Genomic DNA, 22,477 nt, shown 5'->3' with positions numbered 1-22,477 from the left:
TCAAAATTTGCCGAAAAATCTGCGCAAAATCATCAATTTTCTCAACCTAAGCGAATTTCGAAAGAAGTCTAATAAAAAAATCCGGTCACTTGTGAAAGTTTGTTTTACGGCAATGGCACATCTCTAGATGGTCATTCACCAATCCTACAGCCTGCATGAAGGAATAGATAATCGTAGACCCCACAAAAGTCATCCCACGTTTTTTAAGGTCTTTTGATAAAACATCACTTTCTTTTGTAGTAATAGGAACATCCTTAAAAGTTTTCCTTGCGTTATCAATGGGTTTTCCATTGACAAACCCCCATACATAGCGATCAAAAGATCCAAATTCCTGCTGGATCTTTAAAAATACAAGCGCATTTTTACGCGCTGCAAAAATCTTCAACCGGTTCCGAATAATCTCGGGATTCAACAACTGTTCTTCCAGCTCCTCATCAGTCATTGCCGCAACTTTAGCAGGATTGAATCGATGGAAGGCTTTCCTAAACGCAGGACGTTTCTTTAAGACGATTCCCCAACTTAATCCTGCTTGCACACCTTCTAATATAAGCATTTCAAAAAGATGCCTATCATCATGTACGGGAACTCCCCACTCATGGTCATGATACTCCGCATAAAATTCTTTGCCCGGTTGGCCGCCAAAACATCGCATCATTTTGTTTTTAGGTTCTGTCATAATATTCATTTGTAGTTAGGTATTCTTCGGGTAGATCTCAATACTTTTGTTTGGAAGGGATAACTCCGCGCACGCCGCCCCTAGGGTCTGCCATATCTCCCTTATAACGCGGAATCAAATGCACATGCAAATGCATCACTGTTTGTCCCGCAGCTTCACCGCAATTTGCTCCCATATTATACCCGTCCGGATGGTATTCGTTGTCGAGAAATTCTTTCATGCTTTTAAGGGCTTCCATAATATCCACGCGGACTTCTTCACTCGCTGTAAACCAAGTTTCGGTATGCTCATAAGGAATAATAAGCAGATGTCCTTTGGAGACAGGAAACTGATCCTTCAGAACAAAACAATGCTCAAATTCCCTCACTATCACAGCTTCTCGTTCTAATTGCGCTATTTGACAAAAGATACAAGGAGTTTTACCTTCATTCATGATTGGCCTCTGACCTGAATATTTATAAAAGATATAATAACTTTTAATTTCAGCGTAACCATGAAAAAAATAATAGATCATCAATTATATCTAGTGGCACACCAAGGTACCCAGACCGAAGACGAATTCATAAAAAACATACTCCTCGCTGTGGAAGGAGGTGTTAATATCGTGCAATTACGTGAGAAAAATCTCTCTTCGCTTGAATTGAAAGCTCTAGGCAAAAAACTGTTACAAGTTTTACGTCCTCTAAAAGTTCCTCTCATTATCAATGATAGGGTGGATATCGCTTATGAAATCGAAGCAGATGGCGTTCATTTGGGACAATCCGATCTTTCTACGATTGCTGCACGGGCTATTCTAGGTAATGATGCATTAATAGGATTGTCTATTGAGAATATGGAGCAAGCGCATACAGCACAAAATTTCCCGGTGAACTACATCGCGGCCAGCCCTATCTTTGCAACCCAAACTAAAATAGATTGCGCGCATCCTTGGGGATTGGTGGGGTTAAGAAAACTCTGTGCACTTTCCTCCCACCCTGTTTTTGCCATCGGCGGAATTAACCACATCAATGTAGACAAAGTCATGGACTGCGGTGTATCAGGTATTGCTGTTATATCAGCCATCCTTAATGCTCCCTGCCCAAAAGAAACTTCTCAAGTACTTATCAACAAAATGGAAGAATATGCAGCTCAAAGAATGGGGTGAGGAAAATTTTGTTAATTTTCTTAAAGAACAGTTTCCTGCCCAAAGCCCCATTACCGGCATAGGCGATGACTGCGCTGTCATCCCAGATAAGGAAGGTAACGCTTGCCTTATTACCACCGACGCATTAAGCGAAGGCATTCACTTTCTAAGGGATCAGATCCTCCCTTCCCAACTGGGCTATAAAGCCATAGCAGTCAATGTGAGTGATATTTCCGCAATGGGGGGATTGCCGCAATATGCATTTTTAACGCTAGCACTGCCTAAAGAGACAGATGCGCATTGGGTACAAGAGCTAATACAAGGAATAAAAAGAGCCTGCACTAAATGGCAGATCCAACTGTTAGGAGGAGATACTGTAGGGTCCCTAAGGGACATCCTAATAAATCTTACATTATTAGGTACAGCTCCTGTTGAGAATGTGAAATACCGTCATCAAGCACAATTGAATGATGTCATTTGCGTTACAGCGCCTCTAGGAGATTCGGGAGGAGGCTTATTAGCATTGAAACAGCATACTTCACTAAATAATAATATTCAAAAACTCATACAAGCTCATTTCAATCCCACACCTAACCTTGAACAAGGGACATGGTTAGGCGGTATAAAGTTCGTACATGCGATGATGGACCTTTCAGATGGTCTCGATCAGGACTTAAAACGCCTTATGAAGGGCTCTCAAAAGGGTGCGGATATTGAAACTACAAAAATCCCCCTTTCAAAAGATCTTTGTGAAGCCTGTTATGCACATCAATGGGATCCTTTAAAGCTAGCGCTAACTGGCGGTGAGGACTATTGCCTACTTCTCACGATTGATTCGGATGCATTTCCTGAAATACAATACCTATTCCAAATGGAATTCGATTCTCCCCTATACGAGATTGGCCGTATCACGAATTCACAAAAACTCACTTATCTTAAGAAAGGGGAAGTGCTCCCTTTAAAATACTATCCATTCAATCACTTCGAATGAAAACATTATAAAAAATGAAACAGTGGGGGAAGGACGTGCAATAGGATATCAGCAGTAAAATGAGCTAAGATAGCACTATATATTCCCCTTGACCAATAAAGCCATCCAAATGCCAAACCCGGGATCCCATTTAGCACAAGAATTCTGGTAACAACTTCCCGAGAAAGAGGACTTAGCTGAGATGCTAAAGGTAGGTGCCCCATTCCAAATGCAATAGCCACAAGAATATTGGCAATCCACAGCGCCGCTCCTTTGGCAATCTTAATTTTCTGCAAGAGCAAGTACATAGCGCTAAATAGGAAGAGCCTTAATGACACTTCCTCATTGAAGGCACCATAAAGGGATGCCAAAGCGCCTGCCCAAGCAGGAGGAGCAGTTCCAAGATGTGGAACTGGATAGCTCCAAAATTTATTTAAAAATAAAACTAGAATTCCGGCAATGATGCCTATAGAAACAGACAGCAGGACCCCTTTTAGATGGAAAGGTTTTAAATCTGTCTTAGGTATTAAATAAGCACTCATGCCAAGAATTAAAAAATACAATAAAGTGCTCTGAGAAATACTAAGGAAAATATAATATTCTAAACTTATTTGAGGGGGGATTACACCTAAAAAATAGATGTAAGGAATAACTGACAGTGTTCCAATAATACAACAGACCCCTAGAATGAAATAATGAATTTTGTCTGTCATTTGCAAATCCTAATATAGAAATAAGGGGGGATACTCGTCATTTTGCTAGCCACCGATTTAGTGAGGCACCTCTCATAACAAGTCTAAAATTGGTTGTCTAATGAAATATTAGCGACTGAAATTTACAATTGCCTACTCGGCTCTCAAAATTTCTGTAGGAATAAAATAAAACAAACTTAATTTTTTATGGGCTATTGTTATAAGATTAAATTAATATTTTGAAGTGTCAGCAAGCATAAATCAGATAATAAGGGGTTAACACAATGTCCGCCTTAATTACAGGATTGCACCACATCACTGCAATAGCTTACGATGCCCAGAAAAATGTAGACTTCTATGCAGGTATCTTAGGCTTACGCTTAGTCAAGAAAACCATCAATTTCGATGCACCGGATGTCTATCACATATACTACGGCAATGAAAATGGATCACCGGGAACAATACTGACTTTCTTCCCCTTTCCTGGAATCACTCAAGGCCGAAAAGGCAAGGGCCAGCTTACTGTCACCTCCTTCTCAATCCCCGAAAACTCCATCGATTACTGGACAAAACGATTAACTAAATTCAATATAAAATTTCAGGGGCCTAGCCAGCGTTTTAACGAGACCGTCATCGCCTTTGAAGACCATGATGGACTAGGTCTAGAGCTCGTTGCTAACTCTCAAGATCAACGTCCCGGGTTTACTTATGGAAATATTCCCTCAAATCATGCGATCAGAGGATTTCATGGCATTACACTTTCTGAGGAATGCTATGAAAAAACCGCAGGTCTTCTTGTAGGGCAGCTAGATCACCGGTTAATCGGAGAAAAAGGAAATCGTTTCCGTTATTCCACGGACGGAGCACCCGGAAACATAGTAGATATTCTGTGCACTCCCGATGCGCTAAAAGGTGTAGGCGGCTACGGAACAATCCATCACGTAGCTTTCGCAACACCCGATGACGCCACTCAGCAGGCTGCCCGCAGTAAATTAATCGATTTTGGCCTCAATGTCACCCCTATCATCGACAGAGAGTATTTTCATTCCGTCTATTTTAGGGAACCGGGTGGTGTATTGTTTGAAATAGCCACCAACCCCCCAGGTTTTACGGTAGATGAACCTTTGGAACATCTAGGTGAAAGCCTCAAGTTGCCATCTTGGGAGGAAAAACACAGGACTATCATCGAAAAAGAGCTTCCTCCCATAAAAATAGACATTAAAAGGTTTGCAGACTAATGCCTCCATTAGAAATTGTCAGTACAGGCACAGCACTTGATAAGGCATCTAAAGCCCTAATATTGCTTCATGGACGTGGTGCCTCAGCACAAGATATCCTCAGCCTAGCTGAAGATTTTGCCGATGAACAGTTTTATGTCGCAGCACCGCAAGCTCCTAATCATAGTTGGTATCCCTATAGCTTTATGGAGGAGGAAAAAAGCAATGAACCTTATCTATCAGCTTCCATTGTAAACATCAAAAAGCTTATCGATGATATCCATGTCCATATCCCGAAAAACCAGATTTACATTATGGGCTTCTCTCAGGGAGCTTGCCTGACACTTGAAGTAACATCACGTTTTGCAGATACTTATGGAGGAGTTGTCGCCTTCACCGGTGGCCTAATAGGACTTACACTGAATGAAAACAAATACCAAGGCAGCTTTGATGGAACGAAAGTATTCATAGGCAACAGTGACCGTGACCCTCACGTTCCGTTAATACGTTCTCAGCATTCTAAAGAAATTATGGAGAAACTGGGCGCCCATGTTACGCTTAAAGTCTACCGTGGCATGGCCCATACCATTAATGAAGATGAGATCAGCTGGGTTAAAGAAAATATTTTTCTAAATCCATAGTTCCGGTGAAGATCTAGCTGCTTAGCGAGACCTCCACCCATACCAAAGCACTTCTATTCGAATAAATGGCCTTGGAAGAACTCCGAAACACGATCTGACATTCTCTTGAACTCGTCTTTATCCAACTTTTCTTGTTCGCTTAGGCTCAGTTTATCCACATTAGGTATAAAAGTACCCCCAAGAACTCCTACACACGGATTTCCCGCTATGTTTTCCGGCGTTACGGACACATTCTTCGGAAACAAATACACATATTCATCCCTGCCATCCTGCTTGACCTTAGTATAGATCATATATTCCATATGAGCGCTTCCGGAATCCTCATTCAAAGTAATAAGATGCCCTCTAACAGGGATCATGTTTTCGTCAGAATTTAATTCCCTACCGCCTAAGCCGGAACAATTAAAAATAACTTCCTCGGAGATATCTTCAAATGCATGAATCCCTTTTTGCTCAATCGAAATACCTAATTTCTGCACTTCAGCATTCAATTGACGCATCAATGTCGTAGTATTCATGAAATAGGTCATATACTTCACAAAATCGGTATGTATCACACCATTTCCAAAATCTAAGGAAACCAACTCTTTAGGCGGTATCATCCCGCGCTCCTCTAAATCTTCTACGCCGGCTTCTGTATCTACACTGCAATATACAGGCATATATTTCACTGCGTCCTTGGAAATATAAGGGTGCTCGTTCCTATCGATTTTTTGATAGGTCATAAACGTGTTCAATCCAATTTCATTCAATGCTGCCTGCTCTTCCGGAGAGGTTTTAACAGACACAAGTGCAAAGTATCCTGCTGCTCTCCAAGAGGGGATATCGTAGAACTCTTTGGTTGAAATACCCCTGACTTCATATCCCAATCTTTTCAATTCAATTGCTGCCGTCAAGCCCATACATCCTGATCCGATGATGCGAATAGGTGTTTCTTTGTTCGGATAGGTATTTTGATATAGCTCTATAGCCTTATTCACCGATCCAAAAAGCGTTGTCCAGCCCGAACCGCCATGACCATAACAATGGACAACAGTTTTGCCATCCGCTTGCTCAAGTGAGATATTAAACTTCCCTTCACGCATGGGCCTAGTACATGCGATCTCTTCAGATATAGTTTCTCGTGTGAATCTTGGAGGACTCAGCTTCACCACCTGAGGTGTGTTAGCCATAAGCGAAAATGAACATGAAAGCATTGCAAATACAATTTTCCGAATGTTGAACATAACTCGTTCCTTTTACAATAATTATGATTTCAGAGCACAACTAAGATTGTAAAAGAAGATCCTACAAGAAAATATTATTAGGAATAACTAATTTTTGAAATGTCTTAAGAAAATTTGATAACTCTTTATCTGTAAGGACCTCAAAGAAAACCGCATCACATTTCTCCACCGCCGGTAAGGCTATGGATAAAACCTGCTTTCCTCTCTTGGTGAGCAGAGGATTTTTTGCTCTAGCATCCAGCGAGGCTTCTCTGATGATTAAATTCTTTTTCTCTAACCCCTTAATTATCTGCGAGGCAGTATTAGGATCCAACCCTGCCATTTTTCCAATGGCCCGTTGCGTGACTTTTTCTCCACCTCTTGTCAACCACCCTAATGTTGCCAACACCACAAATTGAGGATGGGTCAAATCATAAGGCTTGAGAGCTAACTCTATACGGCTTCGCCATACAGAACTAATATGCCATAACATAAAACCGGGACTTACCTCCGGACCTTCATGTACACTTATCTCTCGAAACTCTATATCTTTGCCCATCTCTTCATCCTTTATCTCTCAAATAGCTTATAAACTCTAATTCTATGCCCATCAGGATCCAAAGCAACAAAGGTACGCCCGAAATCCATATCTGTTGGCTTCTGAGCTATGGTTACTTGCTTATTGCCCCATTCTTCATATAGGGCATCCACATCCGCCGACGGAAAACATATTTCCAAGGCACCGGGATTAGTATCCACACGAGGCTCTGCCGTATAGCGCGACCATAAACCTAACATGACCCCATTTTTTAATGCGAACATCACAAAAGTAGGGGATTCTTCCACCGGTTTTATATCCAGAATCTCCTGGTAAAATTGGCTGCTCTTCAATGGATTAGCAACAAATAGCAGCACAAAACCTAGATTAGGGGTAAACATAAAAGACTCCATATTTGTAAATTAGTACGTGTACGTATTAAATAGTACGCGTACGTACTAAATCTGTCCAGCATTTTAAAATTACCTCTCTATGCTATAAGAAACTAAAATCCACAGCCCTTCTTCGAGTTCAATGGAAAAACCTAACGACAATACATCCGAAGATAAAGTCTTCCAGGGACAAGATTTCTCCTTGAAGGATCTCTCAGACTGTACATTTACCCATTGTCAATTTAATAACTGTAATTTCTCAGAGTGTATCATACGCAATGCCAAGTTCATCTCCTGTACGTTTAAGGCCTGTAATTTGAGCCTCTTAAAAATGGAAGGCTGCCGCTGGCAAGAATCCACCTTTATTGAATGCAAACTTGTAGGAGCTGAATTTTTTAAATGCGAAAGTAAATTTTTTACGATTCAGGTTAAACAATGCTTTCTGCAGTTCTGCAATTTCTCAGGATTACCTCTCAAGAAGACGTCATTCAATGGAAGCAAGATTATTGAATGCTATTTTACTCAAGTCAATCTGACAGAATGTGATTTTAGAGACACAGACCTATCAGGATCTGTTTTCCATGAGAGCGAACTGTCTAAAGCCGATTTTAGAGGTGCTAGAAATTATGATATCGATGTGCGAAACAACAAGGTCAAAAAAGCCAAATTTTCTTTTCCTGAAGCCATTGCATTATTACGTAACTTTGAAATTGAAATAGACTGAGACAATGACAGAAGCAATTCACTTTGTATCTTTAGATCACACACACCTACCCTTAGTTCACAGATGGTTTAACAAAACAATTCTCCAAATAACCTTATCAGCATCCGTTTTCTAAATTCGAAAACACTTTCAATGTCCTTTTTACCTTAACGTAATGCATAAATTGACCTACAACACCTATGGGAAGTTCGTAATAAATATAATCAAATACCCCTACTCCTTAAAAAAAATTTAATTTATTCATGCCCCCTCACGAATATGTACAGCATGAAAATGGTGATCGACATAAGATTTAATTAGATTAAGTAATAATAATTAATATTTTACATTGTACAGTTCGCTCACAATTCTATAATCTAACAGTTAGTGAGTGCATCCGCACTAATGTTAAAATAAATATTTTACGATTCTTACAAAGAGGAAACATGATTATAAGAAAATTAATTCTAATGCTAATAATTATTTCAACAGCCTTAACAGCTGAGGAACCTTCTTCTGTAAAGCATAGTGTTTCAGAATTTTTTCCGGGTTTAATTTCTCCTCCAGCTGTCGACCTCGCTCTTCCGGAAGATTTTATTGTCGATACCTTTGAGAAACGAATTAATAATGATATAAAAATGTCAGGGCCTGTTCTTTGGGGAACAAAAGAACAGATTGAGGCTTTCCACGAGCATAAAGACCTTACTCAGCCTATTATCATAGTAAGTCTGAGTTCAAAGGTTGCTCAAATAGGACCTAATAGTTTCTCTATTGAAAAATCCCTCTCTGAAAGTCCAAAGCGAAGGCCTTTCAGTATGGATAAGTATATGTGGGGCGATTATCCTATCCTCGTATTAAGAGTACTTAAGGACAATAAACTATACCAATCAGCCTATATAGGCTTAAATATGGAAGGAGGGCATGCGGCATTTTTAGCAATAATCACACCTGCTTCAGAAAATGATACTTTGGATACACCTTGCCCTGTTTGGGATAACCTCATCAAAAATACAAAACTCTTGACAGAACAAGAAATGCTAAAGATTCATGGCTACGAGTTGCTAGAAGGCATTACAACCTATGAAATGGTAGGGGAAAAGATAAAAGTCACAGCAGAGAAGGATATAAATGGCAAACATCAATTAGCTGTATTTATCCTTACAGACGGTGTAAAAATAAAAGATATTGGAGATGCTTTCATAGGTTTTAAGGGTGGTGAGTGGAAAAAGGGGGAGTATTTAGTGAAACTTCCGATAACTTTAGAGATCAATAACAAATATTCCATTGTGAATCAGTGCATAATTCCCATATTATTGAAAACTGTAGATCAATTTTCCGTTCCTACGAGCGAGTTAAAACATGACTCTAATGTTCTGGTACAAGAGATCGATTTGGATTTTGATAGATTGAGTGAATAATATTGAATGTTTATTTAGCGAAGCGAAACATTCCCTAATATTACTCACCAATACTCATAAGTAACTGTGAAGCAGTATTTTGCTGCGAAGTGGCGATATTAGTGATTCATTCTAGCCCAATTTTAAATCTGCCGCCACTTTGTGGCTTGATTCTAGGGGGTATCCTTTCCATGTGTTCTTCGCTTCGCTCATTCACACATGGCTAACATCATGTAGCCACTTCGTGGCAAAATACTGCTTCGCAGTCAATAAATGTAAGAAGATTGTCATAGAAAGTTATGTAGAACCGCAAGGACTTGTCGACACACTCCTATACTAGGACACGTTTTGCATATCAAGACCATTCAACACGACTTGTCGAGCGAACCTCCCAATCAGTGCATTTTTTCTTTTCCTATAAACTTTCTAAAATAAGATTTTAAAAATATTTTACAAAAGCTTGATTATGATTTTGATGAGACAAATAACTATTGTAACATTAAATTTTAATATATGTAAAATTATTAATTTACATATAAAATAATACTATTAATGCATAAGCTACATCATTTTTATTTAACTAAATGATATCGCTTATGAAAATTTTTTACCTTTTTGCACCTCTTCTCTTTATCTCCACCATAGCTAGCGCCTTTGAAGCCCCCTCTGATATACGCGAACATTTTCCGATGTCTTCCGTTTCAGATACCGATGGAATAACCTCAACGTTAATAGGTGGTCATTTCAATGCAATTTCTGGAAATTTTGTAGATTTTGAAACGGACATCCTTATTGAAGGTCCGGATCCCTTAGCCCTCTCTAGATGCTACAGCAATGGTGATTTAAGCAGGCGCTTCTTAGGTGCTTCTTGGGACGTGACACTACCTCTAACAGCTAATGTAGAGGGGGGATCAGTAAACCGTAAAAACGTTTTCTTTGATATCTATCTCAAGGAGCATTCAGGAGGTATTTCCCATTTTAGAGGACAGGGACATAGGACGAGCAAACCTCCTATAGGAATGACCCCTGAAACAGCATTTGGATACTCAAATTGTGGAATGGGAAGACCTTCAGGCAAGAGCAATCCTAAGAACTCGAATGTTTCGTTTAAGGAAAGAGATCAGCTGATTGACGTTATAGATGGCGGAGGCAACCACCGTAGCTATTTTAAAGACAAAGGAAAAGAAAAAGGGATTTACCATCTGCAGTTCGAAAAAAAAGCTAATGGGACATATTTTCAGTATATTTTCAATTCTAAAGAAGTTCTCAAATCTATAACTAGAAGCTTTATACGCAAAGAAAATGCACGCATCGATTTTAGTAAGTATAAGGATCAGGAACTATCTCTCCAGGCCTCTAATGGACAAAAAGTCCGTTATGGATTTGAGGAATTGAAAGTAGGTAAAGGAGAAAAAAGTTACCACGTTCCCTACCTGATGAGTGTGGAAAAAAGCCACGGCATAAATAACTATTATAGGTATTCAAGAAATGAATTTTCATTGTTGTGGAATATCTCAGAAAAGATTTCAGGTCCGGACGAAAACTCCACCAATTTCCTGAAGGTTCACTATTTTAATATAGGTGATAATGCCAATTTAGACGGTTCCAGTCAGGTAGATAAGAAAACTTTTCCACAATATTCCAACCACGTAAAGAGTTTAAGCAATCCGCATGGTATCCTCTACAATTTCTTCTACTCTTGTCCAAAAGTAGAGGTCATTAATTCTGAAAACCATCGAAAATGCTTCTCCTCTGCAGGAGGCCAGCTCAATAGTATTACACATTACTATGGTTCCGGAGACTATACACCAGCCTATAGTGAAAACTATACATGGGAATGGGGAGGCCAATTAAAGTCTAAAAAGGAAGTAGAACCCACCGGTCATATCATTCGTAGTAAAGACTATATCTATGATGAGCGGGGTAACATTCAGCAAGAAATCCTTTCTGGATATCTTGATGGATCATTTACTCCCGGTTCCTATTCAAAGCGCTATACCCATAGCAACGACCAGTTCAATAACCAGCTTACCCAAGAGGATGACGAAGGCCCTACAATCATTCAGCACTATGTCGTAAATTCAGACCTACCCTGTCAAAAGTTTGTTGTCTGCGATGGCATTATTGTTCTACGTGAGTTTCGTTTCTACAACGATCAGAATCTCTGCTGGGCAGAAACATTCGACAATGGTGCAGGCGTTGACCACGATGACTTGAATAACTTGACGGAACGTCTCAAGGTTATAAGACAGTTTTGCGAAGATCCTGCATGTTTTGGAAAACCCCAAGTAGAGTCATTTTTCTATTGGGACCGAAAGACCTGCCAGGATACGCCCTTGAAGACTATACGGTACACTTACGACGCCGTAGGTCAACTGACACACACAGACCTGTTTGATGCGGATGGAGTGCATCGTTATACGCTAGAAAAGCGATACGATTGTAAGGGAAGGGTTATTTGGGAAACAGACCCTCTCCAAAATGTAACCGAAAAGGTCTATGATCCCTATGGAAATATTGAATTCCTCTGTGGACCGGATAAGAGATGGTATTCTCATTTTATCTATGACCAGACAAATAGACTTGTCTCCACACGCATCAATGTTCCCGAAGGGACAGCATATAGCACTCATAGACGCTATAATAACATGGATCAAATCACCTATGATATTGATTACCTAGGTCAGAAAATTGTCTACCGTTATGATGGCCTGGATCGTGTGTCAGAAAAGTATTCCCCTGCATACATTAACAATAAGGGTGTTTGCACCCTCGGAACAGAATTCACTAAATATAATATCCTCGGCTGCCCCACAAGCATCGAAAATGAAAGCGGTGAAATAGTCTACCAACGCTTTACTTCACGCAATACCATAGCCGAGAAAATCTATCCAGATGGATCTACGGAACAGTGGCGTTATACACCTTCCGGAAATCTCAAAAGCTATACTTCCCGAGAAGGAACAGGTCTGCAGTACACATACGATCGTATGGGAAATAAGATCACAGAATGCACACTAGATGTAGACGGTCAAATACTCACCAAAATGAGCTTCGAGTGGAAAGGCAAGCGGTTAAAAAGAATCGAAGACAATGAAGGTTTAGTGACAACCTATGACTACGATGGGGCAGGAAGGTGCATTGAAGAATGCAAAGCTACAAAACGCATCACTTATGAATATGATTCCTTGGGAAGGGTCTCTAGGGAGACAACGTGGGAGCTAGATTCGGATACTCCTCTGTGCATACTTACAAATGAATACGACCTGATGGATAGAGTGATAGGCAGATGTACTCTGGATGGAAAAGAAAATGTCATAGCACGTGAAAGCACAACATTCGACATGTGCGGCAGGGAGATTATTAACACCCACTGGGCTGCGGAGGGGGAGTCTTACAGTAACTATACTACGTACGATATCCTTGGCAGACCTATACATTTTGAAGATGCGCTGGGGCGCAAAACGCACATCGAGTATACTACAGTTCAGGACCCTCATAACGAAGGCTTATTACTCCTAAAGAGTACTACAGATCAGCTGGGCCGAACGACTTCTGAATTGCATGATCCTTATGGTAAAGTCACTAAGATTGAGATTAAAAATTCATTAGGCACTTTACTGTCTGCTCGCACATATGCCTATGACCACGCCGGAAGAAGAACGGAATGCAAAGAAAGTATTATTACTGCTGGCGAGGAAGTTTCAGAGCAAATATTCCTATGGAAATACGACCCTGCCGGCAATCTGACGGAAGAGATCCGCGGCTACGGAACACCGGATCAACATATAATCACTCATAGATATGCTCCGGGTGCTCTACGGACAGATACAATTAAACCGGATGGCAACATCCTTCACAGGACTTACGATAATGCCCGCCGTCTTTTACGCATCTTTGACGATAAGAACACAATATCCTACCGGTATACTTACGATAGCTCCGGCCGGGTAGAAAAAGTGGAGGATGAGATAAATCATATCACTCAAAGCAGAAGCTACGCTAAGGATAATAATATTCAAGAAGAGACTCTCTATGATGATGTACGGGTAGGATACGTTTTTGATCCTCTCTGCCAGCTTAGAAAACTTGTCTATCCTGACGGAAGCTGTAGCGAATATCATTATACCGGAACCAATCTGAATAAGGTTATACGAAAGAATGCAATTCAGGAATCCATGTACGACCATTCCATTTTGGAGCGAAACTTTCAGAAAAGACCCCTAAAAGTAAAATTAGCCGGTAATAGTGGGGAAGTCCACTATTCATACAATCCTTTAGGAAAGGTGCAGAGCATCCAGTCTCCCCACTTTCACCAAAAAATAGAAACTAAAGATCCGGATGATAAACCCCTTTCCATCCGTCACCAAGATACTCAAGAGCCCTGGATCGAGCGCTACGGTTACAACGACTTAGATTACTTATGTCAGGAGAAAGGGCAAACAGACGCGGAGTATGTTTATGATAGTATCGGAAACAGGATTATCGTTAAAGGCAGAGTCTGGACATATAATCAGACAAATCAACTTAAAGCCACAGATGAACTGCAATTCACATATGATCTAAACGGCAACCAAATCGACGATGGGAAAAAACAATTTTCTTACGATGCTTTAGACCGTCTCATTCAAGTTCAAGACGGCGAAAACTTATATCAATACATCTATGACGATTCTAATCGCCGCTTAAAGAAACGCCATATAAATAAATCAAATTCTGTATCCGCTCTGATTGATGAGGAATGCTACCTTTACTGCAATAATGATGAAATTGGTACTTGTACCTCTAAAGGGCAAATCTTACAGCTGCGTATACTTGCAGATGGCATTGGTGGGGAGATCGGCGCTTCTATAGCTATTGAAAAGGACCAAGAGATTTTCGCAGTTGTACATGACCAAAGAGGCTCTATACGTTCCTTAATCAGTGTGGAGACCGGAGAACTGAAAGCACTCTTCCGTTATGATGCCTTCGGAAAAATCACGCATGAGGAAGGATCTCATTCAAAATGTTGTTTATGGCGCTTGAATGGAAAAAGGATGGATCCTGAAACAGGCTTCAGCTATTTCGGTTGCCGTTATTACGATTCTGATACAGGACGGTGGACCACCCTCGATCCTATCGGTTTTGAAGGGGGGAGCAATGGCTACACCTTCGTTAACAATAGACCCTTCTGCCTTATCGATATCTATGGTAAATACTCTCAAAGGACAGTTCCCTATTATACCCCTGGTTATGAAAATCACTTTACAAGTTCAAAATTTCTAAGTAATGAATCTTGGTTCAACTTTTTTGAGGTCTGTGATACAGACGAATTCTGTCCTAGATTTCCTCCTTCAACATGTTTTAATTTAGACGATACAGACTATGGCAAATTAGGCATCGGTCTAACAAATGGCATTTGTACAGATATGGAATATTTTAAAGGAAATATGGATTACTTTTTTAATATTACTGGCCAGAAAATGATGGGTGCTTATAATGCTACCTTTGGTTTTTTTGAGGATGGCATTGAATGTACATATGGTGTTTTAGGTTATAGTACTGACCCTGTACTAAAAATACATGACATGTGGGATCATTATTTTGATAAGGCACCTTCAGATGGTATTTTTCTCACGTATTGCCATAGTCAAGGGGCTATCAATACAGCCAATGCCTTGAAATATTATGATCAAGAAAGATGTAAAAGAATTCATGTTGTAGCTATTGCTCCTGCAAAATATATTAGTGTAAAAGCTTGTGGATATATTCAACATTATGTAGCGGATTGGGATATTGTAGCTAATTTAGACCTATTTGGTAGAATAATGGCGGAATGGCAGGGAACCGTAAAAGTTCTAGAACGTCAGGAATGGGGATTAAACCATAGTTTTAGATGCACAACATATGCGGAAGCTATGAGATATGAATATTATAACTTATCAAAAAGGCTTTCTAAATAAAATGAAGATAATATTTTGTGTTTTATCCAAAGTAATCTTGCTATCCATGATCATGCAATTATTACTATCCTTCAACTTTTTCAAAGTAGATGAATTTGATCAACAGACTAATATAATAAATAATGGAGTTGTTAGCGAAATTGAGAAGAAATTTAAGTTGAAATGCATTGGAATGGGAGGATCAGCATTTCAAAAAAATCTGAGTTTCTATTCTTATAGTTTTGTAGATCGTTCAGGTAAAAAAGAAATTCCAGAAGCAAGAGAATTGCTGATGAATTGTGCAGAGATATATTTAGCTCATGTAAATACCAATGAATCAATTAGAAAATACATGGTTAAATATCCATTTGGACTTGAAGATTGTTCTATAAGTATCTATTTTAAGGATGAAAATTCAAACACTATTCTACATCCACATCTTTCTGTTTCAGGGATTCATTATGCGAAGTTTTCGTATTGCACAAATGACGATCCTAATACTTGGTATAAATCTGATACAGTTGAAAGTATCGAGGAAGCCGTAAGAAATAACAATGAATATAAACTCAATAAAAGATGAATCGATTTGTATTATTTTATATTAGTACTTGCTTTTATTTCATTCTCGACGATTAATGCTGAAGATGAATTTACATTCCAAGGTCGGATTGTAAAAGAAAAAATCGTTAATGAGATTCAAGAAAAGTTTGGTTTGAAATGTAATGGAATTGGAGCGGCAGCCTTCCAAAAAAATTTAAGTTATTATGCATTTTCTTTCGTAGATCGTTCTGGAGAAAAAGATATTTTCAAAGCTAGGAAGTTATTATTGGAATGTGCTGAAATATATTTTAAACACATTAATTCTAATGAATTACTTCGAAAATATATGGTGAAATACCCTTTTGATTTTGAAAACTGTGATATTTGCATCTATTTTGAAGATTCTAATAAAAATACAATATTAGAGCCTTATCTTTGCACTGCTTATATTTATATAAACAAATTTGGGTACTGTATACAAGATAATCCATCTCCTCCTTACAAATCTGCGATGTTTGAAAGTGCAGAAGAGGCGATATCCAAAAATAATGAGTATCTTAAGTTTCTTAAACAAAATTAAGGTGTTTTTATACAATGTTCGAGTTTACGAGAGTTATAATAAAAGTTATAACTCTCTAGTAAATTAATTATTAGAACTTCTGCAGAAAAAAGATACAATTACAAACTGATGAAATATATAATATCTAGAATATGAATATGAATATGAAAAGCACACTTAAGGCGTTAACAAAATTAATTTTATTATTGATAATCATACAACTGTTACTATCGTTCAACTTCTTTAAAGTAGATGATTTTGACCGTCAGACAAAAATAATAAATCAGAATGTTGTTAACGAGATTGAAAAGAAGTATAACTTGAAGTGTATTGGATTAGGTGCATCTGCATATCATCTCAAAAAAAGAGGATCTCTTTAATATTCTAATTATTGAAGATAAGTTTTTTACAAAAGCTTACCTGAGCTATTCTAGCACTTTTACGACACACTTCACTTTTAGGTCTTCAAGAGGATTTTTCCGGCTGTATTCCTGCTTTCAAGCTTCTGATGGGCTGCTGCGGCATTTTCTAAGGGGAACACCTCATCTATATGCAATTTCAACCATCCGCTTTGTATACCTTCTATCACAGCATGCGCACGGCTCATTAACTCTTGTTTATTCAAAATATAATTACCAAGGCTTCCTCCCGACAAAGTTAAGGAACGTTTCATTAAGGCGTTCGGAGAAATAGGGTCGGCAGGACCGCTTGCAGCACCAAAAATCACAATGTTTCCACGAAAGGCTGCAGCTTCTAAATTGCCTTGGAAAGTGGTTTTACCCACCCCATCAATAATTAAATCTGCTCCGTGTTTATCCGTTAATTTGTTTACCTCTGTCACAAAATCTTGCTTTGTATAGAGAATAACCTCATCTGCTCCTGCTTTTTTAGCAAGACGAGCTTTTTCTTCGGTTGAGACAGTACCAAAAACCCTTGCTCCCAAATGCTTCGCCCATTGGACGAGTAGAAGCCCCATTCCGCCGGCAGCAGCATGAATTAATATAGTGTCATTCGTTTTAATTTTCCGAAACTCATGCAACAGATAATGTGCTGTCATTCCTTGCAAAGGAAAGGCTGCACCTTGTTCAAAAGTCAGTTCTGGAGGAAGGAGAATTAAATCTTCAGCATTTACGAGGCTTTTTTCTGCATATGAGCCAGGCTCGTGTACATATGCAACGCGATCTCCGACTTTAACGTTGTCAACGCCTTCTCCAATAGCTTCTACGACACCTGAGGCTTCAAGTCCGGGAATATAGGGGAGTTTTACAGGATAGGTACCGCGTCTCTGGTAAATATCAACAAAGTTGACGCCTGCCACTTTAATATGAATTAAAGCCTGGCCTTTTTTTGGCTGTTCTATTTTAACTTCTTCGATTTTTAAAACTTCGGGTCCACCGAACTGTGATATCTGTATTGCTTTCACCTACTCCTCCTTTTTTCCCAACCTCTAAGATTTATTAATAATCTTTTATCAATTTAAAGCATAGATCATGTACTGAGGAGTCTTGATTCCACCTATGCATATATTTCATGATCTAGTGAAGTTTCAGTAAACCTGCATAACAGAATTTACATTGTATTTTTATGAAGTTGTTTATACAACAATATCGAGTGTACGAAGGAGAATAATTCCATGCATAACCTATTTTTACTAGAAATTACGGAATTTAAATGGGAATTATTGCTCTATTTTACACCTCTTCTTTTTACACTAGGCAGCATTACACTAGCCTCTATTCTGGGGTTTATCTGGGAAAAAAAGAGAAAAAGAGTGGATATTCTAATCGGAGCTAAAGGATTTGGAGCCACAGATGATAGTCTTCGGCTTTTTTATGGGTGGGTACCTTTCATTTTAGGCTTTCACGTTGCTGTAGCACTAATGGTGAATGGAATTAGAGGCAATCTATTTACTTCCGAATTTCCCTTAACGGGATTCACTGCAAATTGGGTGGGCCTAACGGAAATAATGATTGCACTATCTTTCTTCTATGGGGGCATTACTCGCCCTGCAGCAGTCTTGTTGGGAATTCTATGGTGGTTAACTATAGTGTTATATGGGGTGTTGCCCACGCTTGAGAATATTCAATTTTTAGGATACGCATGTTTCTTCTTTCTCGCCGGACGGGGACCCTACTCCATTGATAGGTTGCTTTTCCCCAATCTTGAACCAAAACCAAGTTATACTAGTTCGGCTTTGTATTTTCTTCGCGTATGTGTGGGACTGAATCTTATTGTGTTTGCATTCTTCAGGAAATACGGTGATACCACTTTAGCAGCTGACCTGATCTCACCACAATCTGCTGTAAATTATCCTATTCTTTTTGCAAGTGCTGTGGAGTTATTGGCGGGCATACTGATTGTGTTCGGAATATTTCCACGTATAACTATGCTGGCGACAATTATCTTCATCAACACCTTATTTATGGCTTCCCACTGGAATGCATTTGTAGATTATTTCCCTATGCTAGGCGCTTTAGCTATTCTATTAGTTTGGGAGCCCGATAACTTGAAGCAAAAGCTGCTATGGGTGGAAGAAATTAGAAAGAAGGTTCCTAAATCAGAGCAGGAAATTTTTTAGAGTAAGCAAGAAAAGTGATTAATGCTCAGGCATAAATAGTCTTTTCTTGATCTTTATTAACTCTGCCTCTTCTTTTTCTTCGATAGCAATGAGTTCTGATTCTGCTTTTTCAGTCACTCGAATGAGTTCATCAATTTTCAAATGCAGTGCCTTATTTTCTCTAATTTGCGTACTTTGAATGATAAACACCATCAGTGTGGCATTGATAGTAGCGATCGTATCTATAACCAATAGCCATGTAACATCAATACCAATCATCAGTCCTATAATAAACCATGTTCCTAGAATAGTTAGAGCAATGATAAAGGTAAGGGGATTGCCTGCCATTCGTGAAGACCAGGTAAGGAACTTGGAAATTTCTGCACTGAATTTTTGCCACATTTTCATACCTAAGTTAGACATCACTTTGGATATAAATTTATGCTTTGTTTTCCACAAGCCAAATATCTCGACTCAATTTCCTTTGGAGTAGTCGCTCATCTTCAAGAAGTAATTTGCAAGGGATATAGCAAGGTAAGGAACAACCTTTTTCCCGCAAATCCTATTCACTAACTAAGTTGGGTTTAGAACACCCCTCTTTGTCGTAATTCGAAACGTAATTGCAAAGGTGATTTGAACCAAATTGCGTCAATACCGGCCTTTTGGGCGGCAGTTACGTTTTCTAGCCTGTCATCTACGAAGATTACTTCGGATGCAGGGAGCTTAAGATGGTCCAATAAGAAATGGTATGCTTGTGGATTGGGCTTCTCGACCCCTATTTCCCATGAAAGTAAACAAGGATTAAATGGTTCATATAATCCTAGCTCTCTAACGATAAGTGAAAGGCGTTTATCAATATTGGAAAGAAGGCCCACAGTAAGTTGTTTTTGTTTTAACTCTTCCACCAACACAAACATGGAGGCATCAATGCCTAATGCTTCTTTCATTGCTTGTTTGAACTGTTCTGACCACTGAGGAGAGAGAGCAATGCCTTTTCTTTGGGCATAATCTAACCAATATCCTTCATCTGATGGACCTTTGATGAGAGCGGCTCGTTTTTCCTCTACCGCTTTCTCATACTCTTTTGCTGATAAGTTTAATGTGCTGCGTAGAAATTGAACGACGATCTCGCGCTGCACTTCGCCCGTCATCACCCCGCCAAAATCAAAAATAACGGCTTGGGGAGCTGCGGACAAAGCTGCGGCAATGCAGAGAATTAGAAGGATGAAAATTTTTTCATAAATGCAAACCTACAGAATTCTACTTTTTAAATATTATGGGTAGGATCCGAATAATTGTTTAGCTCTTTCAAAGCTCTTCTTAGCGATGGCGACGACTCTTTCATAGCCCCAGTCATTAGTTAATCTGATCAGCTCATTGCTCAAGGTAATATTTCCAAACACCGTAGCATCATCTGTTCCTAAATCGATAGGATGTTCCCCTATGTCTTGCTGTTCAATCCAGGGGTGTGCTTTGTTAACAGGATGCATTTCAAGAGTAAGAGAACTGGTCAAACAAACTGTGACAGGAATCTTATTTTCTCGTATCCAAGAAGCAGCATCCGGACATAATAAAACTCCATGATCGATAAAGTCAGGAGATAGTTTTTTGATAATCAACATTTGATCGGTTTCATTCGGTAGCTCACCCATATGGACTGCAATCTTAAGATTTCCCTCTTTTGCTATTTCAAGCTGTGGCATAATATTTCTAATATCCCCATCCGTTGAGATGTCTGAAATATCGATGCCCAGTACGCCACGGGAACGGTATTCTAAGGCTAGATCTACAGTCTCTTTAGCTGTTTCTGCTGTAGAAGATCTTTTAAGGCTCAGCATTAACAATACCAAAAAGTCAGGAGAGGACGCTTCTCTAATTCCCTCTAGAACAGTATCTAAATAATCTCGAAGGCTTTTGCCTTCAATAGGCTTGAGACCTGTTCTCATGAGGACTAATTTGTTGTTGTCAGCTTTAAGCCTTTCACAAGTCATTATAGTGGCTTTTTTTAATATTTCATGAGTATTGATAACGCGTGCAATAAGTGGAAAAATGAAAAACGCTTTTTTGTAATCCTTACATTTGGCAACGATGGCCAGACCTTCTTTCAATTCCCTTTTCTGCTCTTTATCTCCATGTTTTTTGATGATTTCTATAGGGATTTCACCGCCCAAATGACAGTGAGCATTGAACTTTGGAAGGTCTTTAATTTCCTGAATTTTTCGAGGACTTAAAGAATTAGTTACGGGCTCAGCAAAAGTAAAGGTGAGAGCGGGAGGAGCAAAATGTGTGACAGCAGTAGCCATGAAAACCTCGATTTCTTTGAATATTTAGAAAATAATATTCACTATTTCCCATTCTGAATCCAAGTAAATAAAGCACGGGATATACTTTGCTTCCTCTCGGATTATAATGGCGCTTGACACAAACTTTTAAAGGTAGTTTTCTAAAGAGTTCTTCAATAATTTTCTTTGGGTCAAGGTGCTGTACTGCAGGTTAGTCTTTTTAGTGGTTTTTCTGAATTTTAACTTTTTGGACGCAAAAGCTTCCGATGCTCGGGACTGCAAGATAGAAAGTACGGATGAGGGGGCTATTTCGGAAGAAAAATTCCCTTACAAAATTACCGGTATCGTGACATTCCTCTCAGACTATCGCAGTAGGGGGATCTCCCAAACATTTCTCCGTCCTGCTGTTCAAGGGGAGATAAAGTTCACTCATGAGAACGGCTTCTATTTTAAGATCTGGGCATCCAATGTGGACGGGACGTCTAACTTCATTACCAATACAAGTACCGAATGGAATCTTTTTGTCGGAATGGAACAATCTTTTTGGAAACCTGAACTTAAATATGATGTAGGTTTTATTGTTTACTATTACCCGGGCGGAAAAGCATTTGTGCGGCAGAATATCCGCTACAATACGGTAGAATATTTCGCTGGATTTAGCTACAAAGGCTTTAATATGAAGCTGTATCAAACGATCACAGATTATTATGGAGTGAATTCGACTAATCCTCCTTTTGACTGGCAAGAATTCAGATTTACCGGAGCAAATGGCAACTCTTTATGGTCACCCTATATAGAAGCAAATTATGAATGGACTCCTTGTCCAAAATGGACTGCTGGAGTACATGTAGGCTATCAAGCCATCACCCACTATACAGAACTCAACTACCTGGACTGGCAAGTTTCTCTCAATTATGAGTTTGATTGGTTTGACGTAGCACTCTACTATATTTCTACAAATGCACGACATGCTTTCTATGATGTTCCGGATGCAGCTTTTAAACCTTCTATCAAAAAGCTAGGCAGCCCCGGAATAGTGGGAGCAATTTATAGAGAATTTTGAG

21 protein-coding genes are annotated in these 22,477 nt (G+C 39.2%); 11 read left to right on the top strand and 10 right to left on the bottom strand.

Annotated elements, in window-relative coordinates:
- Positions 1 to 85 precede the first annotated feature (85 nt).
- Positions 86 to 676 (bottom strand): DNA-3-methyladenine glycosylase I, encoded by a 591-nt coding sequence (locus tag WC222_10840; protein ID MFA6916883.1) that lies wholly within the window; start codon positions 674 to 676, stop codon positions 86 to 88.
- 37 nt (positions 677 to 713) lie between these two features.
- Entirely contained in the window at positions 714 to 1,109 is a 396-nt protein-coding gene (locus tag WC222_10835) for an HIT family protein (GenBank protein ID MFA6916882.1), read from the bottom strand.
- 60 nt (positions 1,110 to 1,169) lie between these two features.
- Here WC222_10835 and thiE point away from each other — a divergent pair, with 60 nt between their 5' ends.
- Together thiE and thiL are read left to right on the top strand one after the other, a co-directional pair.
- Positions 1,170 to 1,820: a thiamine phosphate synthase gene (thiE, locus tag WC222_10830; GenBank protein ID MFA6916881.1), complete on the top strand. Its 651-nt coding sequence runs from the start codon at positions 1,170 to 1,172 to the stop codon at positions 1,818 to 1,820.
- Entirely contained in the window at positions 1,798 to 2,790 is a 993-nt protein-coding gene (gene thiL, locus WC222_10825; protein ID MFA6916880.1) for a thiamine-phosphate kinase, read from the top strand. Before thiE ends, thiL begins: the two co-directional genes overlap by 23 nt.
- 5 nt (positions 2,791 to 2,795) lie before the next feature.
- On the opposite strand, the gene WC222_10820 is transcribed toward thiL, so the two are convergent.
- The gene (locus tag WC222_10820) at positions 2,796 to 3,311 is read right to left on the bottom strand and encodes a CPBP family intramembrane glutamic endopeptidase (protein MFA6916879.1); all 516 of its coding nucleotides are present in this window, start codon (positions 3,309 to 3,311) and stop codon (positions 2,796 to 2,798) included.
- A 434-nt stretch (positions 3,312 to 3,745) separates the two neighbouring features.
- On the opposite strand from WC222_10820, the gene WC222_10815 reads away from it, so the two are divergent.
- Both WC222_10815 and WC222_10810 read left to right on the top strand, forming a co-directional pair.
- Complete coding sequence (locus WC222_10815) at positions 3,746 to 4,699, top strand: ring-cleaving dioxygenase (GenBank protein MFA6916878.1); 954 nt, start codon at positions 3,746 to 3,748, stop codon at positions 4,697 to 4,699.
- The gene (locus WC222_10810; protein ID MFA6916877.1) at positions 4,699 to 5,319 is read left to right on the top strand and encodes a dienelactone hydrolase family protein; all 621 of its coding nucleotides are present in this window, start codon (positions 4,699 to 4,701) and stop codon (positions 5,317 to 5,319) included. The genes WC222_10815 and WC222_10810 overlap by 1 nt, the downstream gene beginning before the upstream one ends.
- Before the next feature lie 53 nt (positions 5,320 to 5,372).
- Here WC222_10810 and WC222_10805 read toward each other — a convergent pair whose 3' ends face one another.
- The 3 genes from WC222_10805 to WC222_10795 all read right to left on the bottom strand — a co-directional run bounded on the left by WC222_10805 (position 5,373) and on the right by WC222_10795 (position 7,463).
- Positions 5,373 to 6,545, bottom strand: a complete 1,173-nt coding sequence (locus WC222_10805; protein MFA6916876.1) for an FAD-dependent oxidoreductase — start codon at positions 6,543 to 6,545, stop codon at positions 5,373 to 5,375.
- 61 nt (positions 6,546 to 6,606) lie between these two features.
- Positions 6,607 to 7,083, bottom strand: a complete 477-nt coding sequence (locus tag WC222_10800; protein ID MFA6916875.1) for a MarR family transcriptional regulator — start codon at positions 7,081 to 7,083, stop codon at positions 6,607 to 6,609.
- 11 nt (positions 7,084 to 7,094) lie between these two features.
- On the bottom strand, positions 7,095 to 7,463 hold the full coding sequence (locus WC222_10795) for a VOC family protein (GenBank protein MFA6916874.1): 369 nt from the start codon (positions 7,461 to 7,463) through the stop codon (positions 7,095 to 7,097).
- A gap of 133 nt (positions 7,464 to 7,596) precedes the next feature.
- Here WC222_10795 and WC222_10790 point away from each other — a divergent pair, with 133 nt between their 5' ends.
- From WC222_10790 to WC222_10770, 5 genes are all read left to right on the top strand, one after another.
- Positions 7,597 to 8,178 carry a pentapeptide repeat-containing protein gene (locus WC222_10790; GenBank protein MFA6916873.1) on the top strand — a complete coding sequence of 194 codons (582 nt, stop codon included), beginning with the start codon at positions 7,597 to 7,599 and terminating at the stop codon, positions 8,176 to 8,178.
- Positions 8,179 to 8,603: 425 nt separating this feature from the next.
- Complete coding sequence (locus tag WC222_10785; GenBank protein MFA6916872.1) at positions 8,604 to 9,575, top strand: hypothetical protein; 972 nt, start codon at positions 8,604 to 8,606, stop codon at positions 9,573 to 9,575.
- A 575-nt stretch (positions 9,576 to 10,150) separates the two neighbouring features.
- A complete protein-coding gene (locus WC222_10780) occupies positions 10,151 to 15,496 on the top strand; it encodes an RHS repeat-associated core domain-containing protein (GenBank protein ID MFA6916871.1) in 5,346 nt (1,781 codons plus the stop codon).
- A complete protein-coding gene (locus tag WC222_10775) occupies positions 15,459 to 16,055 on the top strand; it encodes a hypothetical protein (protein MFA6916870.1) in 597 nt (198 codons plus the stop codon). Before WC222_10780 ends, WC222_10775 begins: the two co-directional genes overlap by 38 nt.
- 6 nt (positions 16,056 to 16,061) lie before the next feature.
- The gene (locus WC222_10770; protein MFA6916869.1) at positions 16,062 to 16,595 is read left to right on the top strand and encodes a hypothetical protein; all 534 of its coding nucleotides are present in this window, start codon (positions 16,062 to 16,064) and stop codon (positions 16,593 to 16,595) included.
- A 436-nt stretch (positions 16,596 to 17,031) separates the two neighbouring features.
- On the opposite strand, the gene WC222_10765 is transcribed toward WC222_10770, so the two are convergent.
- Positions 17,032 to 17,997: a quinone oxidoreductase gene (locus WC222_10765; GenBank protein MFA6916868.1), complete on the bottom strand. Its 966-nt coding sequence runs from the start codon at positions 17,995 to 17,997 to the stop codon at positions 17,032 to 17,034.
- Between the two features lie 210 nt (positions 17,998 to 18,207).
- Here WC222_10765 and WC222_10760 point away from each other — a divergent pair, with 210 nt between their 5' ends.
- Positions 18,208 to 19,152 carry a hypothetical protein gene (locus tag WC222_10760; protein MFA6916867.1) on the top strand — a complete coding sequence of 315 codons (945 nt, stop codon included), beginning with the start codon at positions 18,208 to 18,210 and terminating at the stop codon, positions 19,150 to 19,152.
- An 18-nt stretch (positions 19,153 to 19,170) separates the two neighbouring features.
- On the opposite strand, the gene WC222_10755 is transcribed toward WC222_10760, so the two are convergent.
- The 3 genes from WC222_10755 to WC222_10745 all read right to left on the bottom strand — a co-directional run bounded on the left by WC222_10755 (position 19,171) and on the right by WC222_10745 (position 21,434).
- Positions 19,171 to 19,533 carry a low affinity iron permease family protein gene (locus WC222_10755; protein ID MFA6916866.1) on the bottom strand — a complete coding sequence of 121 codons (363 nt, stop codon included), beginning with the start codon at positions 19,531 to 19,533 and terminating at the stop codon, positions 19,171 to 19,173.
- 182 nt (positions 19,534 to 19,715) lie between these two features.
- Positions 19,716 to 20,327 (bottom strand): HAD-IA family hydrolase, encoded by a 612-nt coding sequence (locus WC222_10750; GenBank protein ID MFA6916865.1) that lies wholly within the window; start codon positions 20,325 to 20,327, stop codon positions 19,716 to 19,718.
- Between the two features lie 78 nt (positions 20,328 to 20,405).
- Complete coding sequence (locus WC222_10745; protein ID MFA6916864.1) at positions 20,406 to 21,434, bottom strand: hypothetical protein; 1,029 nt, start codon at positions 21,432 to 21,434, stop codon at positions 20,406 to 20,408.
- 226 nt (positions 21,435 to 21,660) lie between these two features.
- Here WC222_10745 and WC222_10740 point away from each other — a divergent pair, with 226 nt between their 5' ends.
- The gene (locus WC222_10740) at positions 21,661 to 22,476 is read left to right on the top strand and encodes a TorF family putative porin (GenBank protein MFA6916863.1); all 816 of its coding nucleotides are present in this window, start codon (positions 21,661 to 21,663) and stop codon (positions 22,474 to 22,476) included.
- Position 22,477: the final 1 nt, after the last annotated feature.

The organism is Parachlamydiales bacterium, from assembly GCA_041671045.1.
GTDB lineage: Bacteria > Chlamydiota > Chlamydiia > Chlamydiales > JABDDJ01 > JABDDJ01.
This window is presented reverse-complemented; position numbering and strand designations above follow the sequence as displayed.

Bases quoted from the DNA above. Each gene is read 5' to 3' on its own strand.
- WC222_10785 (MFA6916872.1), top strand. From the start codon at position 8,604: ATGATTATAAGAAAATTAATTCTAATGCTAATAATTATTTCAACAGCC.
- WC222_10800 (MFA6916875.1), bottom strand. From the start codon at position 7,083: ATGGGCAAAGATATAGAGTTTCGAGAGATAAGTGTACATGAAGGTCCG.
- WC222_10810 (MFA6916877.1), top strand. From the start codon at position 4,699: ATGCCTCCATTAGAAATTGTCAGTACAGGCACAGCACTTGATAAGGCA.
- thiL (MFA6916880.1), top strand. From the start codon at position 1,798: ATGCAGCTCAAAGAATGGGGTGAGGAAAATTTTGTTAATTTTCTTAAA.
- WC222_10835 (MFA6916882.1), bottom strand. From the start codon at position 1,109: ATGAATGAAGGTAAAACTCCTTGTATCTTTTGTCAAATAGCGCAATTA.
- WC222_10840 (MFA6916883.1), bottom strand. From the start codon at position 676: ATGACAGAACCTAAAAACAAAATGATGCGATGTTTTGGCGGCCAACCG.
- WC222_10745 (MFA6916864.1), bottom strand. From the start codon at position 21,434: ATGGCTACTGCTGTCACACATTTTGCTCCTCCCGCTCTCACCTTTACT.
- WC222_10820 (MFA6916879.1), bottom strand. From the start codon at position 3,311: ATGAGTGCTTATTTAATACCTAAGACAGATTTAAAACCTTTCCATCTA.
- thiE (MFA6916881.1), top strand. From the start codon at position 1,170: ATGAAAAAAATAATAGATCATCAATTATATCTAGTGGCACACCAAGGT.
- WC222_10805 (MFA6916876.1), bottom strand. From the start codon at position 6,545: ATGTTCAACATTCGGAAAATTGTATTTGCAATGCTTTCATGTTCATTT.
- WC222_10795 (MFA6916874.1), bottom strand. From the start codon at position 7,463: ATGTTTACCCCTAATCTAGGTTTTGTGCTGCTATTTGTTGCTAATCCA.
- WC222_10815 (MFA6916878.1), top strand. From the start codon at position 3,746: ATGTCCGCCTTAATTACAGGATTGCACCACATCACTGCAATAGCTTAC.
- WC222_10790 (MFA6916873.1), top strand. From the start codon at position 7,597: ATGGAAAAACCTAACGACAATACATCCGAAGATAAAGTCTTCCAGGGA.
- WC222_10775 (MFA6916870.1), top strand. From the start codon at position 15,459: ATGAATATTATAACTTATCAAAAAGGCTTTCTAAATAAAATGAAGATA.
- WC222_10780 (MFA6916871.1), top strand. From the start codon at position 10,151: ATGAAAATTTTTTACCTTTTTGCACCTCTTCTCTTTATCTCCACCATA.
- WC222_10760 (MFA6916867.1), top strand. From the start codon at position 18,208: ATGCATAACCTATTTTTACTAGAAATTACGGAATTTAAATGGGAATTA.
- WC222_10755 (MFA6916866.1), bottom strand. From the start codon at position 19,533: ATGTGGCAAAAATTCAGTGCAGAAATTTCCAAGTTCCTTACCTGGTCT.